The organism is Flavonifractor sp. AGMB03687 (genome assembly GCF_017811815.1).
Lineage (GTDB): Bacteria > Bacillota > Clostridia > Oscillospirales > Oscillospiraceae > Flavonifractor.
Genome location: NZ_JADKZI010000001.1, coordinates 162,978 through 179,054 on the forward strand (window position 1 = coordinate 162,978; position 16,077 = coordinate 179,054).

The 16,077-nt window shown below is 57.7% G+C and carries 10 protein-coding genes; 9 read left to right on the forward strand and 1 reads right to left on the reverse strand.

Annotated features, from left to right (window positions below):
* The first annotated feature begins 4 nt into the window (after positions 1 to 4).
* A complete protein-coding gene (locus J9789_RS00765) occupies positions 5 to 6,379 on the forward strand; it encodes an S-layer homology domain-containing protein (protein ID WP_209341349.1) in 6,375 nt (2,124 codons plus the stop codon).
* Between the two features lie 262 nt (positions 6,380 to 6,641).
* On the opposite strand, the gene J9789_RS00770 is transcribed toward J9789_RS00765, so the two are convergent.
* Positions 6,642 to 7,436 carry a MerR family transcriptional regulator gene (locus tag J9789_RS00770; RefSeq protein WP_209341350.1) on the reverse strand — a complete coding sequence of 265 codons (795 nt, stop codon included), beginning with the start codon at positions 7,434 to 7,436 and terminating at the stop codon, positions 6,642 to 6,644.
* Positions 7,437 to 7,612: 176 nt separating this feature from the next.
* Here J9789_RS00770 and J9789_RS00775 point away from each other — a divergent pair, with 176 nt between their 5' ends.
* The 8 genes from J9789_RS00775 (at position 7,613) to J9789_RS00810 (ending at position 16,018) form a co-directional block, all read left to right on the forward strand.
* Positions 7,613 to 8,347: a LytTR family DNA-binding domain-containing protein gene (locus tag J9789_RS00775; protein WP_209341352.1), complete on the forward strand. Its 735-nt coding sequence runs from the start codon at positions 7,613 to 7,615 to the stop codon at positions 8,345 to 8,347.
* Positions 8,344 to 9,615 carry a GHKL domain-containing protein gene (locus tag J9789_RS00780; protein WP_245184970.1) on the forward strand — a complete coding sequence of 424 codons (1,272 nt, stop codon included), beginning with the start codon at positions 8,344 to 8,346 and terminating at the stop codon, positions 9,613 to 9,615. Before J9789_RS00775 ends, J9789_RS00780 begins: the two co-directional genes overlap by 4 nt.
* Positions 9,616 to 9,742: 127 nt before the next feature.
* Positions 9,743 to 10,075 (forward strand): hypothetical protein, encoded by a 333-nt coding sequence (locus tag J9789_RS00785; protein ID WP_195446940.1) that lies wholly within the window; start codon positions 9,743 to 9,745, stop codon positions 10,073 to 10,075.
* Positions 10,076 to 10,167: 92 nt separating this feature from the next.
* The gene (locus J9789_RS00790; RefSeq protein WP_245184971.1) at positions 10,168 to 10,716 is read left to right on the forward strand and encodes a LemA family protein; all 549 of its coding nucleotides are present in this window, start codon (positions 10,168 to 10,170) and stop codon (positions 10,714 to 10,716) included.
* A 4-nt stretch (positions 10,717 to 10,720) separates the two neighbouring features.
* Positions 10,721 to 12,388: a DUF2207 domain-containing protein gene (locus tag J9789_RS00795; protein WP_209341353.1), complete on the forward strand. Its 1,668-nt coding sequence runs from the start codon at positions 10,721 to 10,723 to the stop codon at positions 12,386 to 12,388.
* A 26-nt stretch (positions 12,389 to 12,414) separates the two neighbouring features.
* Entirely contained in the window at positions 12,415 to 13,068 is a 654-nt protein-coding gene (locus J9789_RS00800) for a hypothetical protein (RefSeq protein WP_209341354.1), read from the forward strand.
* Between the two features lie 18 nt (positions 13,069 to 13,086).
* Complete coding sequence (locus J9789_RS16880) at positions 13,087 to 14,034, forward strand: SHOCT domain-containing protein (protein WP_245184972.1); 948 nt, start codon at positions 13,087 to 13,089, stop codon at positions 14,032 to 14,034.
* Between the two features lie 13 nt (positions 14,035 to 14,047).
* Positions 14,048 to 16,018: a clostripain-related cysteine peptidase gene (locus J9789_RS00810; protein WP_209341356.1), complete on the forward strand. Its 1,971-nt coding sequence runs from the start codon at positions 14,048 to 14,050 to the stop codon at positions 16,016 to 16,018.
* The last annotated feature ends 59 nt before the right edge of the window (positions 16,019 to 16,077 follow it).

Consider the following 16,077-nt stretch of genomic DNA (forward strand, 5'->3'; position numbering starts at 1 on the left):
TCTGATGAAGCACATAAGAAAAAACTGGAGACGGTTTGCCGCTGTGCTGCTCTCCGCCGCGCTGATGATTTCCACGGTTTCGCAGACGGCATTCGCCGCCGGAGCAGACACCGGCAAGGCGATACAGCTTGTGGACGGCGGAACGGCCGCAAACATCAGCGGCGGGCAGGCCAGCAGCGTTTATTTCGGAACCTATCCGCAGAACAGCGCCGGAAGCGGCGGATATCATACCGACCCTAATGAAAGCGGCGATGTACATACCCACTGCGTCTGCGGCGGGAATGGAGATGTCAACGGACACGAACATGACACTGCTGCAACATGGATAGCTGCCGATTCCCTGCCTGATTCTGCTGGTAACTACTACCTGACGCAATCTGTGTCGGGGAGCTGGACTGTGCCAACGGGCGAGGTCAACCTCTGCCTAAATGGGCAGACGATTTCCGGCAGTATCACGGTCGGCAGCGGCGCGACGCTGACGCTGACCGACTGCATCGGCAGCGGCAAGGTTCAAGGCGAAGTGCTCGTCAATGGCGGCAAATTGGAGCTGTACAGCGGCACGATCACCGGCGGCGTGCAGGTCGGTAAAAAGGGCGGCACCTATCAGACCGGCTCGTCCTTTACCATGTATGGTGGAGCGATTACCGGTAATGAAGACTACGGCGGTGTGTTCCTTGTCGGCACGACGAATCATATCGCCCCGCCGAGCTTCACCATGCATGGCGGAACCATTTCCGATAACACTGCGGGTGCGTCTGACGGCGGTGGCGGCGGCGTCTATGTGGGTGAGAAGTGCAGCTTCACCATGGACGGCGGCACCATCACCGGCAACACGGCCACCAACGGCAACGGCGGCGGCATCTATATCCACTTTAACGCCGGCAATGTTTCGATCTCCAACGCCACGATCACCGACAACAAGGCGTCCGCCACGGGGAATACAAGTTATGGCCACGGGGGCGGCATTTATTCGGAGAGAGGGGTAACCGTCAAGGGTGTGACGATCACCGGAAACAACAGCACCTTCGAGGGCGGCGGCATCTATGGAAAGGGCGCTATTACCCTCACCGATGCTACCGTTACCGACAACAATCGATATGACGTTTACTACGGCGGACAGGAAAGCTCAGCTCCTGAGCTCACTGTTTCCGGCTTGGTGAAGGCCGGTTATTACGCCAATAATGATTGGAAGCTGCCCATTCTTGTATCAGGCGAATTGAGTGAGGATTCGGTCATCCGTGTGGGCGTGTATGAAGGCATAAAGCCCAATGCCGGCGGCAGTCTCCTGATTGCCGAACCGGCAAGCGGCGTGACGCTCAGCGCCGAGAACTTCAAGGCGGACGCCGCCGACAGCGTGACCAGTCTGGGCGAGGACGGCAAGGTCTATCTCTCCCTCTGCGAACATGAAATGGACGATACCGGCTACACCTGCAAAAAGTGCCATACGCAGTTCGATGCACGTATAGGCGAGAGCGCCTATTATCAGACGCTTGCAAAGGCGTTTCAGAATGCGTGGGATGGCAGCACGATAACACTGATGCGGGATGTGAACCTTAATGGAAGTTGCTCCGCCTCCGATACTATAACGCTGGATCTGCATGGAAAGACGATCACCAGCGGGGATAAGTTCTTCAATGTCAACGAAAAACTGACGGTCAAGGATTCCAGCGAGGGCGGCGGAACGCAGACGCTCAATGTCAAGTTTTCGGTTAGGTCCAACGGAACGCTGGCGGTTGACGACTCCTACACCGGCGAGATTTCGCGCGTGGAGCTGCAGACCGGCGGCGCGCTGGAAGCTTACACCGGTACGATTCAGGAACTGCTCCTGGGAAAGGGTAATGGAACCGGTTATAGCGTGAAGTTGTGGAAGGATAACGCCCACTGCTGCACTGTCAAAACAATTACGCTGGCCGAGAATGCTGACCAGAACCTTACCGTCGGCGGCCTGCTGGAAACCAACCATGCAAAGTGCGAACTGTACGGCGAAAAGGGCGGTATATGGAGCATCGTTCCCAAGACGAAAAAAATCTCCGAACTGACCGGCTATACAGCGTACAAGGTGCAGTTCCCGGAGTGCGTCCATCAGTGTGACAATGATACGGTAGAAAAGCCTGTGTGCTCCAAATGCGGCAAGGTGCTGGTCGTTAAGATAACAGCCACTGCTTCCGATGGCAAAACAAGAACGGCCTGGTTCCCGGCGGACAGCGGTATCGAAAACGGGGACGGCTATGTAGAGGCCATCCAGACCTTGAACGGCTGGAGCGCCGAAGAGTACACTGATGCGACCCTGATGCCGCTCTGTGATGTACACGATGGCACCGGCGGTATCGGCATTAAGAGTGTCACCCTGACCGGAAAGCTTGCTGTGGACGGCGGAGAGCATCTCATCAATTCTACGACCATCGCCGCCGGCGCAGATGTGACCTTCAAAACCGGTCAATTCCGTCATATCACCATCAACGGCAAGGCGTCTTTCGTGGGCGGCACCTACCTGGGCATGGTGACTGCTTCCTCCGGCGCAGAGGCGGTCTTCAGCGGCGGTGCGTATCAATACCTGAAGGTCGAGGACGGCGGTACGGCAGTGGTGAAGGACTCAGCTGCGTTTGGTGAAGATGTTACGGTGACTAAAGGTACGCTGACTGTGGAAGGCGGCAGCTTTCGTGCTGCGGTTGTCGTCGAGGGCGACGGAACAATGAATGTGAACGGCGGCAGCTTTACCGGAACCGGCAAGCTTGATAGAGTGAAATATAGCGGCGGTGCGAAGGGGACGGTCTCCGGCGGCTCCTTTGCCGATCTTTACTTATATAGCAGCGGCACAGCTTGGCTTGCCGGAGGCAGCTTCACTAAGCTGAGCACAGCCGATTCCGGCGTGCTCAGCAGCCTGCTGGCGGACGGTGCGGCTTACTACGATCAGAGCGGTAACGCCATATCGGGCAGCGGAGTTTCAGAACTTAACAATGTGACTGTGAAGACCCATACCCACACTGTGGATGAGCAAACCGGCATTTGCAGTGTCTGTCAGAAGCAGATGGCGGCCTCCCTGACTGCCGGCAATGAAACAAGCTGGTATTTGACCCTTGACGCGGCCATCAAGGCGGTCAATGAGGGAAACGGTGAAAAGACGCTCAAGCTGTATCAGGATGTTAAGACAGATGCTCCGTCCTATGAATTGACCCATGGGCCGGTAACGCTGGACGTGAATGGCAAAAAAGCCTCTGGTTTGATAATCACTATAAAAGGCATCCAGCTGACGGTCACCGGCACAGGTACGATCCGGGATGTGACGGCCAGTGGCAGCAGCGCTGTGGTGAAAAATTCCACGGTCAATATCAACTACATCACGGCCGAGAACGGCGGCAGGCTGGAGCTGGGCGGCGGCTCATACATGGGGCTGGCCGTAAAAAACGATGGCAGCAGCGCCAGCCTGAGCGGCGGCGCATATAAAAAGATTGAATGGGGTAGACCTTATGTTCCGGCGAATGAATATCTGGCGGATGGATATGGCTATAAAACAAGCGAAGGCACATGGGATGATGGCACTGGCAGCGTAGGCAATGTAACTGTCACGCCAGCGCCCATCAAAAGCACAAAGGTCTATCCGAACAGCGAGATGGGCTACTCCGGCAGTACCTTCGACGCAAAGGACAGCACCTCTGTGACGCTGACAGTGTCGGTCACACCCGATGAGAGTGCAGGCCTGACCTATATCTGGTGCAGATCCATCAATGATGAGTGGCGTTGGCTTACGAATCCTTCTATTACGCAAGGCTTGACTGAGAAATATACCGGTGCCGACAGCCAGACGCTCTCCATTACCAAATTGCCCGCAGGCCAGACCTTTTCGTATAAAGTCCAGATTGTAACGAGCGACGGCTATAAGTGCTACAGTGAGCCCTTTACTGTGAGCACCTGTGCCCACGACGGAGATAAAACCTTGCAGCATGATGAAACGCATCACTGGTCTGTCTGTGGAAAGTGCGGTGCGGAACTTGACAGAGCAGAGCACAGTGGCGGCACAGCGACCTGTACCGCAAAGGCGGTATGCAGCACCTGCCAAACTGCCTACGGGGAGCTGGGAGGCCATACATTAACAAAGCATGATGCCGTAGATGCCACCTGTACCGCACCCGGTAATGTGGAATACTGGCACTGCTCTGTCTGCGGCAAGAATTTCTCGGATTCTATAGGAACAGGAGAACTCACAGAGATCACCAGTCCGGCTCTGAACCATAACTGGGGTGCGTGGACTTCCAATGGCAACGGCACCCATACCCGCACCTGTCGGCGGGACAGCCGCCATACGGAAACAGAAAACTGCTCCGGCGGCTCCGCCACTTGCACGAACGCAGCTATCTGCACAAGCTGTAGAGGTTCCTACGGGAAAGAGCTGGGTCATGACTGGGGCGAATGGAAAAACACCAGCAACGCCCAGCAGCATACCCGCACTTGTCGGCGGGATCAGAGCCATACCGAAACCGCCGCCCATACTCCAGGCACTCCGGCCAACTGTACCACCCCGCAGACTTGTACGGCGTGCGGCTATGAAATCACACCCGCTAACAATAACCATGATTGGAATGCGTGGGAATCCAATGGAAATGGAACGCATACCCATACCTGCAAAAACGACAGCAGTCATACAGAAACCACAAATTGTTCCGGTGGTTCCGCCACCTGTGAGGCGCAGGCAGTCTGCGACGTCTGCCATATGGTGTATGGAGAACTTGCACCCCATACACTGACCCATACTCCCGCAGTGGACGCTACCTGTACCACTCCCGGCAATGTGGAATACTGGCACTGCTCTGTCTGTAACAAGAATTTCTCAGATTCTGAAGGGAAAGGAGAACTCACAGAGATCACCAGTCCGGCTCTGAACCATAACTGGGGTGCGTGGGAGAAAGTAAGTGAGACCCAGCATCAGCGGATCTGTCAAAACGACGGTTCCCACAAGGAGACCGGAGACCACACCCCGGGCACTGCCGCCACCTGCAAGGCTCCGGCGAACTGTTCCATCTGCGGACAGTCCTACGGAGAAAAGAATCCGAGTAACCATACGGGTGGAACAGAAGTGCGGAATCAAAAAGAAGCAACCACAACCACCGAAGGTTATACCGGTGATACCTATTGCTTAGGCTGTGGTGAGAAAATCGCCTCCGGTATGGTCATTCCCAAGCTGCCCAGCAGCGGCGGTGGGAGCAGTAGCGGCGGAGGCGGCGGTTCTTCTACTCCGTCCGTCACGATCCCAGTGTCCTCCGACCATGGCGGAGCCAAACTCAGCGCCACGATCTCCGGCAGCACCGCCACTGTGTCCGTCAGCGGAAAGGAAATCGACAAAGTCATTGCCGATGGGGCAAAGTCAGTGACGGTAGATCTCTCCGGGCTTTCCAAGGTAGACAGCGTGAAGCTGCCCGCCTCGATCATTGCCAAAACCGAAGATGCTGAGGACACAAGACTGACGATCCGGCTCCCTGATGGCGCCGTGGAACTGGACGAAGCGGCGCTGGAATCCATCGCCTCCGGCAAAACCGTGACCGTCTCCGTCCAGCAGGCCAATCTGACCGATGCCCAGCAGGAGGCCGTCAGCGCGCTGGCTCAGGTGGCCGTGGTGGTGGACGTGGACATCGTGGTCGGGACGGTGAAGCAGTCCGCCTTCAACGGCGGGCGGCTGACCATCTCCATCCCCTACATCCCTGAGAAGGGCGAGGACACGTCCACGCTGGCGGTCTGGTACATCCGGGACAACGGCTCCATTGAGAACAAGGGCGGCAGCTATGACGCCAAAAGCGGCTGCTTCGTCTTTGAGACCGACCACCTCTCCCGCTACCTGCTGGTCCACACCGAACAGGTCATGGGTTTCACCGATGTACCCGCAAATTCCTGGTACGCCGGTGCGGTAGCATGGGCGGTGGAGCAGGGAATCACTTCCGGCACGTCGGACACCACCTTCAGTCCCAACGTCTCCTGCACTCGGGCGCAGATGGTGACCTTCCTCTGGCGGGCCAGCGGCACCCCCGAGATTGGCACGACGAGTCCCTTCTCCGATGTGAGTGCCGATGCCTACTACTATGATGCAGTGCTGTGGGCTATTGAACAGGGCATCACCGGCGGCACCGGCGACGGGAAATTCTCCCCAGACGCCCCATGCACCCGGGCGCAGATGGCCACTTTCTTGTGGCGAGCCAACGGCTCCCCCGAGGTTACGGGAACAACACCCTTCTCTGATGTGAGCGCCGGAACCTACTACTGCAATGCAGTGCTGTGGGCCTATGAGCAGAACATCACCAATGGCACCGGCGGCGGGAAGTTCTCCCCCGATGCGCCCTGCACCCGGGCGCAGATGGTGCAGATGCTGAAAAACGCTTCGGACGCAGCGTAATACTCGGATCATTGGCGGGGCGGGTCAGCTCGCCCCGCCGGGTTGATAATAGGATTAGGAACAGCAGGCGGTTTTCGGAGGAAAATCTCCGAAAACTGCCTGCCTTTAACCAGACGGGAAAATACAGGCTTTGTGGGGCAAGGTATCCACCCGCAAAGATAAAAAGTTGGGGCGGTTTTCAAGACCGCCCCAACTCTACAATTGGGTTAAAATGATAGATTCCTGCTTTATTGTCTCTCCAAAAAACTCGTGAGCATCAACGCTACTCTCCCCGCAGATCCTTGACCGGCACGGCGACCTGCGTGATATAGTCGCCGCTGTTCTCACCGCGGTTGGGCGGCCCCTCCAGGTAGATGGAGCGGAACGGCCCAGTGGTCTGGACGCCATGCTCCCGGACATATGCCGCCAGTGCCCGGACAGCGTCGCCTGTCCCCTCATAGGGGCCCCGGTAGTAGATGCACAGTGCGGACGTTTCCGCAAACTCCACCCGCTCCGGCCCGTCGAAGCGCTCCTCCACGGGAATACAGCACATGAGATCCAGCACATTGGGGTCCGGCGTCATGCGCATGGTGAAAAATCTCAATGTCCTGGACATAAGCCCCGTCCGGGCGGCGGCGATATAGGTATTCCGCAGATTGACTGCGGCCTCGGCGGTGTCCCGGCACTGGTACCGTCGGCAGAAGCACACCTGCCGGGGAAGCGCCGTACTGCGGACGGTCAGGTCGCCCTGCCGGGCGGCGCGGGCCTGAAGGGTCTGGATATTCCGGTCCAGGCCCGCCCGCAGTTCCAGGAGGCGCTGTAAATGAGCATCCATATTTTCCGTATCGTAGTAATATTCCGCCACCTCTTTCAGAGAGAGGCCGAGAGCTTGCAGGGATTTGATAGAGCGGATCTGTGTCATATTATCCGCCGTATAGTAGCGAAAGCCGCTTTTCTCATCCTTGACCGCTGGGGTCAGCAGCCCCATATCCTCATAGAGCAGGATCGCCTTGCGGGTCACACCGAGGATCTTTGCCACTTCCCCGATTTTGAACAGGTTATCCCCATGCTTTTTCACAATAACCACCTGCTTTTATGAAAAAAGTCTCTTGACTCGCCCCTTTAGGGGCGAATTATAGTGACAGTGTAGCAGAATATATCCATCTCCGCAAGACCAGCTTCCTCAAAAACCAGACCGCTTTTTTTGGGGGGCGTCCTGCCGGAGTGCTGCAAAAAGGGGGGGGGAGAGATACGGTGACAAAGGTGGCATTTTGCGATGATGACAGCGCCGTACTGCGTGAGCTCCGGTTGCTGCTGGAGCAATACCGCGCGGATCGGGACGAAGAGCTCGACTGCGCCGTGTTTCACAGCCCCCTGGAGCTGATCCACTCGATGGAACGCGGCGACGGGTTTGACATTCTGTTCCTGGATGTCCTGATGCCGGGGGTCAACGGGATCGACACGGCGTCAGAGATCCGAGCGTTTGACAAAGCAGTCAAGATCATTTTTCTGACCTCCTCGGCGGAGTTCGCGGTACAGTCCTACGCAGTGGGAGCCTACTTTTACCAGTTAAAGCCTATCTGGAAGGAGGGCTTTTTCCGGCTGATGGACTCCGTCCTTGCGGCGTGTGAAAAGGAGCAGTCGGACAGCATTGTCCTGCGGTGCAAAACCGGTGTTGCCCGAATCGGGCTGAAGGAGCTGGAATACTGCGAAGTCATCCACCGGACGCTGTTTTTCCACCTGACCTCCGGCAAGGTGCTGGAGAGCATCGGAAGTCTGGACGATTTGAGCGCCCAGCTGGAGCCATACCGGTGCTTCCTGCGGCCCCACCGCTCTTATCTGGTCAATCTGGAATATGTCCGGAATATCTCCGCTCGGGCGGTCACCATGTCCTGTCTGACAGAGATCCCGCTCCCACGGGGGAAGTATAATGAGGTCAAGGACACATATCTGGAATACGCCTTCCGGAACAGGCGGGTGATGGTATGAGCACGGCTGTCTCCCTGCTGAACGATGTTGCGGTGAGTCTGTTCGGGAGCATTCTGGCCGCCAGCTTCTGCGGCGCGCTGGACTCCCGCCGGAACCGGGTGGCGTTCTGGTGCTGCATGGTGGTGATCCCCCTTGCGTCGGGCTGGATCTATGCCACATGGGATGGGAAATTTCTCCGGATGATCTACCCGCTGATCATCCACCTGCCCCTGATCCTGCTCATGTCCTCACTCACCGAAAGGCCATGGTGGTCAGCGGTTTCCGTCCTGACCGCCTACCTCTGCTGCCAGCTCCGGCGCTGGCTTGCGCTGTTTGTGGTGACGCTGGCCTCCGGCGACCATGTGATGCAGGATGTGGTGGAGCTTGTTGTCACGCTGCCGCTGCTTGCCCTGCTGCTGCGGTTTGCCGCGCCGTCCATCCGGAGGCTGGCGGATCACTCCATCAAACTGAAGCTGGTATTCGGCGTGATCCCAACGGTGTACTATGTGTTTGACTACGCAACCGTCGTCTACACAGACATTCTCACCAGCGGCAGACCTGTGGTGGTGGAGTTTATGCCCTTTGTCTGCTGTGGAGCATATCTGGCATTTCTTCTGTATTATGTGGCTGAGGAGGAGCAGCGGAACCGGCTCCAGCAGCTGCAAAACAGTCTGGGGATGCAGGTGACCCAGGCTGTCCGGGAGATCGATGCCCTGCGCCAGTCCCAAAAGCAGGCCAGCGCCTACCGCCATGACCTGCGTCACCACCTGCAATATCTGGCGGGCTGTATCGAAGAGGGGCAGACAGAGCGGGCACAGGCCTATATCTCCGGCATCTGCGCGGAGATCGAGGCACAGAAGGTACAATGGTACTGTGAAAACGATACGGCAAATCTCATCCTCTCCGCCTTTGCGCAGCGCGCCAGCCGGGACGGCATTTCCCTGAACGCGGCGGTGACGCTCCCACCCTTTCTCCTGATCTCCGACAGCGATCTGTGCGTGCTGCTGTCCAACGCGTTGGAAAACGCCCTTCACGCCTGTCAGAATCTGCCCGCTGCGGAAACACCCCCCGTCATTTCGGTGGGGGGCTATGAGCAGGACAGCAGGCTCTTTTTGCAGGTGGCCAATCCCTGCGCCGAACCAGTCCGGTTTGAAAACGGCGTTCCCATCTCCAACCGGCCCGGTCACGGTCTGGGCGTTCAGAGCATCTGCGCCATCGTGAAGCGGTACGGCGGCATCTGCTCATTCTCGGCGAACAACGGAATATTTCTCCTGCGGCTGTCCCTTTGAAGGTGGGCGCGCGGTCGATTCAGTACATTCTGCGTACGATTCAGGCCGTGCGCCCCCTTTTTTTGTTCATGGGGCTTATGATACAGATAAGCCAAACGGCTGTATGAAATACAGGAGGAATACAAACATGAGAAAACTACTTACCATTTTGCTGGCAGCGGTGCTGTGCCTCTCCCTGGCGGCCTGCGGCGGCAGCGGCCCGGATAAGCAGCCCGCCATCGACGCCTACAACGAACTTGCCGAAAATTACAACAAGTTTGTGGAGATCACCAATGAAGATCTGAGCGGCTGGAGTGAAGAAGACATCGACTACATGAATTCGATTGCCGACGCGATCACGCAGTACGGTGAGCAGCTGGAGAGCGATGCCGAACTGACGCAGGAGCAGCTTGACGAGATGGTTGAGGCGTGCAATGAGTTCAACGGCATCATTGAGGAATATCTGGAGAACGAAGGATAATTCAAGACAACGATACATGATGTCATTTTGATTCTGCTTGAGGCGGATGCGCCAGTCCGCATCCGCCTTGAGTTTTGAAGGAGGCTATTTTTATGCCGTTCATCATAATTGGCGGGCTGATCGCAATTTTCGTGATCTGGGGGATCGGCGTCCAGCGCAGGCTGGTGGCCATGGACGAGAATGTCAACAACGCCATGAGCCAGATTGGGGTGCAGCTCTCCTCCCGTTTCGATGCGCTCACCGCCCTGCTGGATCTGGCAAAAGGATACGCCGCTCACGAGTCCCAGACCCTGATCGAGACCATCAAATCCCGGCGCAGCGTCATCACGGCCACATCCACCCCGGACGATGTGCTGAAGCAGGAGGGAATCATCTCCGAGGCCCTGGGCCGCATCTCCATGGTGGCGGAGCGGTATCCTGAGCTGAAGGCCAGCGAGAGTTATAAAAAGTGCATGGATGCCGTGGACAGCTATGAAAAAATGGTGCGCACCAGCCGCCTCATCTACAACGACAGTGTGACCAGGCTGAACCGGGAACTGCGGATGTTTCCCACCTCCCTGCTGGGCGGCATGTTCGGGTTCCGTCAGCGGGACTATCTGGAGGCGGTGGAAGAAAAGGCGGATGTGCCCAGTATGAAGTGAGCCAATGAAACAGAAGATTGCGGTCATCATTGCGGCTTTCCTTTGCGCTGCCTTGCTCTGCACGCCGGCTCTGGCGGCCAGCCGTGTGCCGGAGATGGAGCTCGATGTGGCTTTGCGGCCCGACGGCGCGGCCCACATCATCCAGACCTGGACGACCGACGCCGATGAGGGAACAGAGTTTTATCTCGGATGCAGGGACAGCGGCTATCTGACCATCACCGATTTTTCCGTCTCCGACCAAAACGGCCCCTATGTCTATGTGGAGGACTGGGACGTGGACGCTTCCTTTGAGGAGAAGGCGAACCGCTGCGGGATTCTTGAGACCGGCGAGGGCGTGGAGCTATGCTGGGGCGTCAGCGAATACGGGGATAACCGCTATACCATTGAATATGTGCTCCATGATCTGGTGGGAAACTACTCCGACGCAGACGGCTTCAACCACCGCTTTGTGGACGAGATGAACTTTTTCCCCACTGATGTGACGCTGACCATCCGCAACCAGGACGGCACGCCGCTGACGGACGAGATCTGTGACATCTGGGCCTTTGGCTTTGACGGGCAGATCCAGTTTGAGGACGGCGTTATCCGGGCGTGGAGCGAAGCGCCGCTGGAAAGCGGAGCGCACATGACCGTTATGGTGGCTCTGGAAAAGGGCGTCCTCTCACCCGTGCGCGTCGTGGAGGACAGCTTTGAAGCGGTGAAGGAGCGCGCCCTTGCGGGCAGCGACTATGGAGCCGGTGAGGATGCGGAATGGGATGACGAACCCCTTACGGCAGGGGATCTCCTGCTGTTTGCCGCTATCATTCTCACACTGGTTTTGCTCATCCTTCTGCTGGTTGTATTGCTCGTAAAAGTGGGAAAAGCCAAGAGAAAAAAGCGAATGGAGCGGGTCGGCTACTTTCGTGACGCGCCCAATGGCGGCGATTTGAATGTGACCTATCAGCTGGGCCTTTGCAGCGGCCTGTGTGAAGAGGACGCCCTGCTGGGCGCTTATCTTATGCGGCTGATCAGCCAGGGCTGCATGGAAAGCACAGACGATTCCAACGATGCGGAACCAGTCCGTTTGCGTTTGAGCCATGGGCCTCAGAGCGGAAATGTGTACGATGACGCGCTCTACACCATTCTGAAAGCTGCTGCCGGAGCGGACGGCGTTTTGGACCCCAACGAGCTGGAGCACTACTGTGGGCAGAACTACGTCCCCCTGTCCCGCTTTATGGAGTCCTGTGAGCGCAGCGGCAAGCAGACGCTGATCAGGAGCAGCTGTTTGAAAGGCGCTGTTCTGGATCACGACAAGGATCTGACAAAAAAAGGGCAGCAGGAGCTGGACGAGATATACGGCCTGAAGCATTTCCTGTTGGATTTCTCTTTGATCCACGAACGGGGCGTCAAGGAAGCGGTCATCTGGCAGGATTATATGGTATATGCCCTGATGCTGGGCATCGCAGACAAGCTGGAGGCACAGATTCAGGAGCTATATCCGGATCAGCTTCCCCAGTTAAATCAATATCGCCGTTATGTCCGTTATACCGGCTGTTACAATGGCGTGATGTACGGTGCGTACAGCCGTGAAAAACTGCGCAGAGCACCGAACCGCAGATCGGGCGGCGGCGGCAGGGTGTCCTTTGGCGGAGGCGGCGGTTTCTCCGGCGGAGGCAGCGGCGGGATCCGCTGAAGATAACTGAATGTGATAGGAGGAACATGATGGGACTGTTTCACAAGAAAGAAGCCTGCCCGATATGCGGCGGCGAGGTCAAGGGACTGTTTCACAAAAAAATCGGCGGCAAGAAGGCTCTGTGCAAGGATTGCTCTGCCCAGGTTTCTATGGCAAAGGAGCTGCTGAAGGACGCAACGCCGGAATTTATAAAGGAACATCTGGAATATCGCAGGGAGAATGCCCTGAAATACAACGCGCTGCACTGGGAGGCAGAGTACGATGCCCGCGGCACGAAGATGGGCGTGGATCCCGGCGCCGGTTTTTTGTATCTCATCGATGCGGATATGGATGATTCGGATAATCCCGTGGTGTTTTCCTTTGATCAGATCACCCGGTATGAGCTGTACCGGCTGAATCAGAAAGTGGATGATTCCGATACGCCCGGCGCAACGGCACTGGAAAGCACCCTTTCCGCCCTGTCTGGCATTGCAAAAATACTGGATAAGGATAAGAACAGCAACGATTATTTTCGCCTTGTGCTCACCACCACGGAGCCCTACTGGCCGGATCTGAAGATCGAGATCTACTTCAACAGCCCTGATGACATTTACGGCTTTGGCGGCTTTGGCGGCGATTTGGAACGGATGTGTCAGGTACTCAAGAGCGCCGCCCGCAGGGAACCTGTCGCCATTTGCTGATGTGGGGAGGAGCGTACTATGGGATTATTCAGCAACAACAAAAAATTGTGCCCCATCTGCGGCAGCCCAACGCCCCGTCTGCTGGCGACCAAAATCGAGGGGCAGCCCATCTGTAAGGAATGCGACAGCCAGATCGACCTGCCGGACGGTGCGGTAAACAGGATGTCCCTCTCCGACTTCAGGCAGTACCTCGCCGCATTTGCGGACAACAAGCGCCTTCAGAGTGAGTTTCAAAGCAGTTATCAATTTCATATCGGCTTTTGGAGCGGCACGCTGTATGTGGATGAGGCTCACGGTCTCCTCCGTGCCAAGGAGAACCGCGGCTGGGTCTTTGAGGGGAAGGATCTGAAGTCCTTCCGTATTTCAGAGGATGGCGAAACCCTGTTTGAAAGCGGCGACGGGGTGCTGAGCTGCCACGCCAGCAGCGTTCCCGACCGGGTGAACGGTATGGCGCAGATCATCGCGCAGTTCCATATGCACAAGCAGGAGTATGAGCGCCGGGAGGCCATGGAAGACCTGCGGAACTGTATGGATGAAAGCAGCGAGGAGCGCCGGGACCGCCAACGTGCCAGCGACCTGTACCGCCCCCGTTTTGAAGGGCCTGCGCCGATGCAGAAATTCCGTATTGAGATCATGCTGGACCACCCCTATTGGCAGAAAATCGAGGACGAGTTCTCCGGCCCGGAATTTGACAGGGACTACCCCCGTGCGGAGGACTATCTGAAAAGCTACCGGGAGCAGACGGAGGAACTGCATCTGATGGCCTCCAAGCTGATGCGCATGATGGATCCCACTGCGGGTGAAATACATCTCAATTCCTCCGCCGCAGCGCAGACCGCGCAGAGCGGTGCGGCGGCGCCGGCGGATGCTGTGAATGAGATTCAGAGGTACAAGGCCCTGCTGGATGCGGGTGTGCTGACGGAGGAAGAATTTGTGGCCAAGAAGCGGCAGCTTCTGGGGATCTGAAATGGAGGCAGGGATGAAGAACAAAATATTCGTATTTCTTTTGGCAGCGGTTATGTGCCTGTCCCTCGCCGCCTGCGGCGGGGACGAGGCTGCGGATGGGTCCACCCCGGACGCCGCCCCCGTTTTTCACGCCGGGGACGGAAGCTGGGCGGTGTACTGGTATCTGTGCGGCAGCGATCTTGAGACCAACGGCGGCTTCGCCACCACCGACCTTTCCGAGATGATGGAGGTACAGCTGCCCGAAAACGTTAATGTGGTCATCCAGACCGGCGGCGCCGCCGTGTGGCAGAACGACCAGATGGATCCGGAAAAACTTCAGCGGTGGCTCTACAACAGCGAGGGGCTGCAGCTCATCGAGGAGCAGGATACCGCCAATATGGGCGACGCCCAGACCCTCTATGAGTTCCTTGCTTTTGCCAATGAGAATTACCCCGCCGACAAGGTGGCAGTGACCTTCTGGAACCACGGCGGCGGCTCGGTGAGCGGCGCGGCCTTTGACGAGCTTCACGGGCTGGATTCCCTGGACCTTGCCGAGATGTATCAGGCCTTTGACGCCGTATGGCCGGCAGACGCCGAACACCCGGCGCTGGAGCTGGTGGGCTTCGACACCTGCCTGATGGCCACGGTGGATGTGGCGTCCACCTTCCAGAACTTTGCCAAATACTTGGTGGCCTCCGAAGAGGTGGAGCCTGGCAACGGCTGGCTCTATTCCGGCTGGCTGGGGGCGCTGGCGGAAAATACGGATATGGACGGCGCAGCGCTTGGCACCGCCATCTGCGACACCTATTACCAAGGCTGCGAGGCGGTGGGCACCCAGGATCAGACCACCCTGTCCGTGACCGACCTCTCCAGACTGGAACCGTTGCTGGAGGCCTACGAGTCCTTTGGACAGGAGGCGCTCGCGGCTGCGGCGGAGGATCCTGGCTTCTTTGCCGAACTGGGCCGGGCCGCCGCCCGGAGTGAGAACTACGGCGGCAACACCCGGGAGCAAGGCTACACCAACATGGTGGATCTGGGCCATCTGGCTCGACAGACCGCATGGATGCTGCCCTCCGCCCAGAGGGTCTGTGACGCGCTGACGGATTGTGTGATCTATCAGGTGGGCGGTCCCTATCGGGCCGAGGCTACGGGACTGAGCTGCTACTATTCCTACAACGGCGATGTGGACGATCTGAACGGGTATATCACCGTGGGTGAGAGCACCGCGTTCAAGCATCTCTACGCCTACGAGCTCACCGGCGAGCTGGCCGAGGACGGCGAGGAATATCTCAGTTCCCTGGATATTGGGGAACTGCCGGAACGGGTCACGCTGGCCGATATGGACTGGGACGGCGCACCGCTGGATCTGGACGATGAGGGGACCTCCTTCCTGACCCTCGGGCCAGAAGCCAACGATGTTCTGGCGGGCATCGGCTTCTCTCTGTTCTATGTGGACGAGGCGGGCGACCAGATGCTCCTGCTGGGCACCGACAACGATTTGACCGCTGACTGGGAAAACGGCGTGTTCTACGACAATTTCCGGGGCGTCTGGGGCGCACTGGACGGTCATCTGGTCTATATGGAGCTGTCCTTCGAGGGCGATGATTACAACCTCTACTCCGTTCCCATCCTGTTAAATGGCGAGGCGTACAACCTGCAGGTGGCATACGACTTTACCGCTGAGGAATGGAGCATCCTGGGCGCTTCCCAGGGGCTGGACGAGTCCGGCATGGCCAGCAAGGAGCTGCGTCTGCTGGCCGAGGGCGACGTCATTACCACCATCTGGAAAGCCGCCACCTTCACTGGGGATGATGATTTTGAGATGTACGCCGCTGAGGAACTGACCGTCACCGCCGACACGGCCTTTGGAGAGGCACCCCTGTTCGACGGCAGCTACTCCATGGTCTTTGAGATGTGGGATGCGGCAGGCAATTACGCCTGCTCCGACGCCGTGACCTTCGACTGCGCGGGAGGCGAGATCTCGACTACCGTTTATGAGGACTGAGCAGAGGTGTTCAGGGAAAGGGGGCTCGCCCCCTTTCCCTCTCCCATGGGGGAGGGATT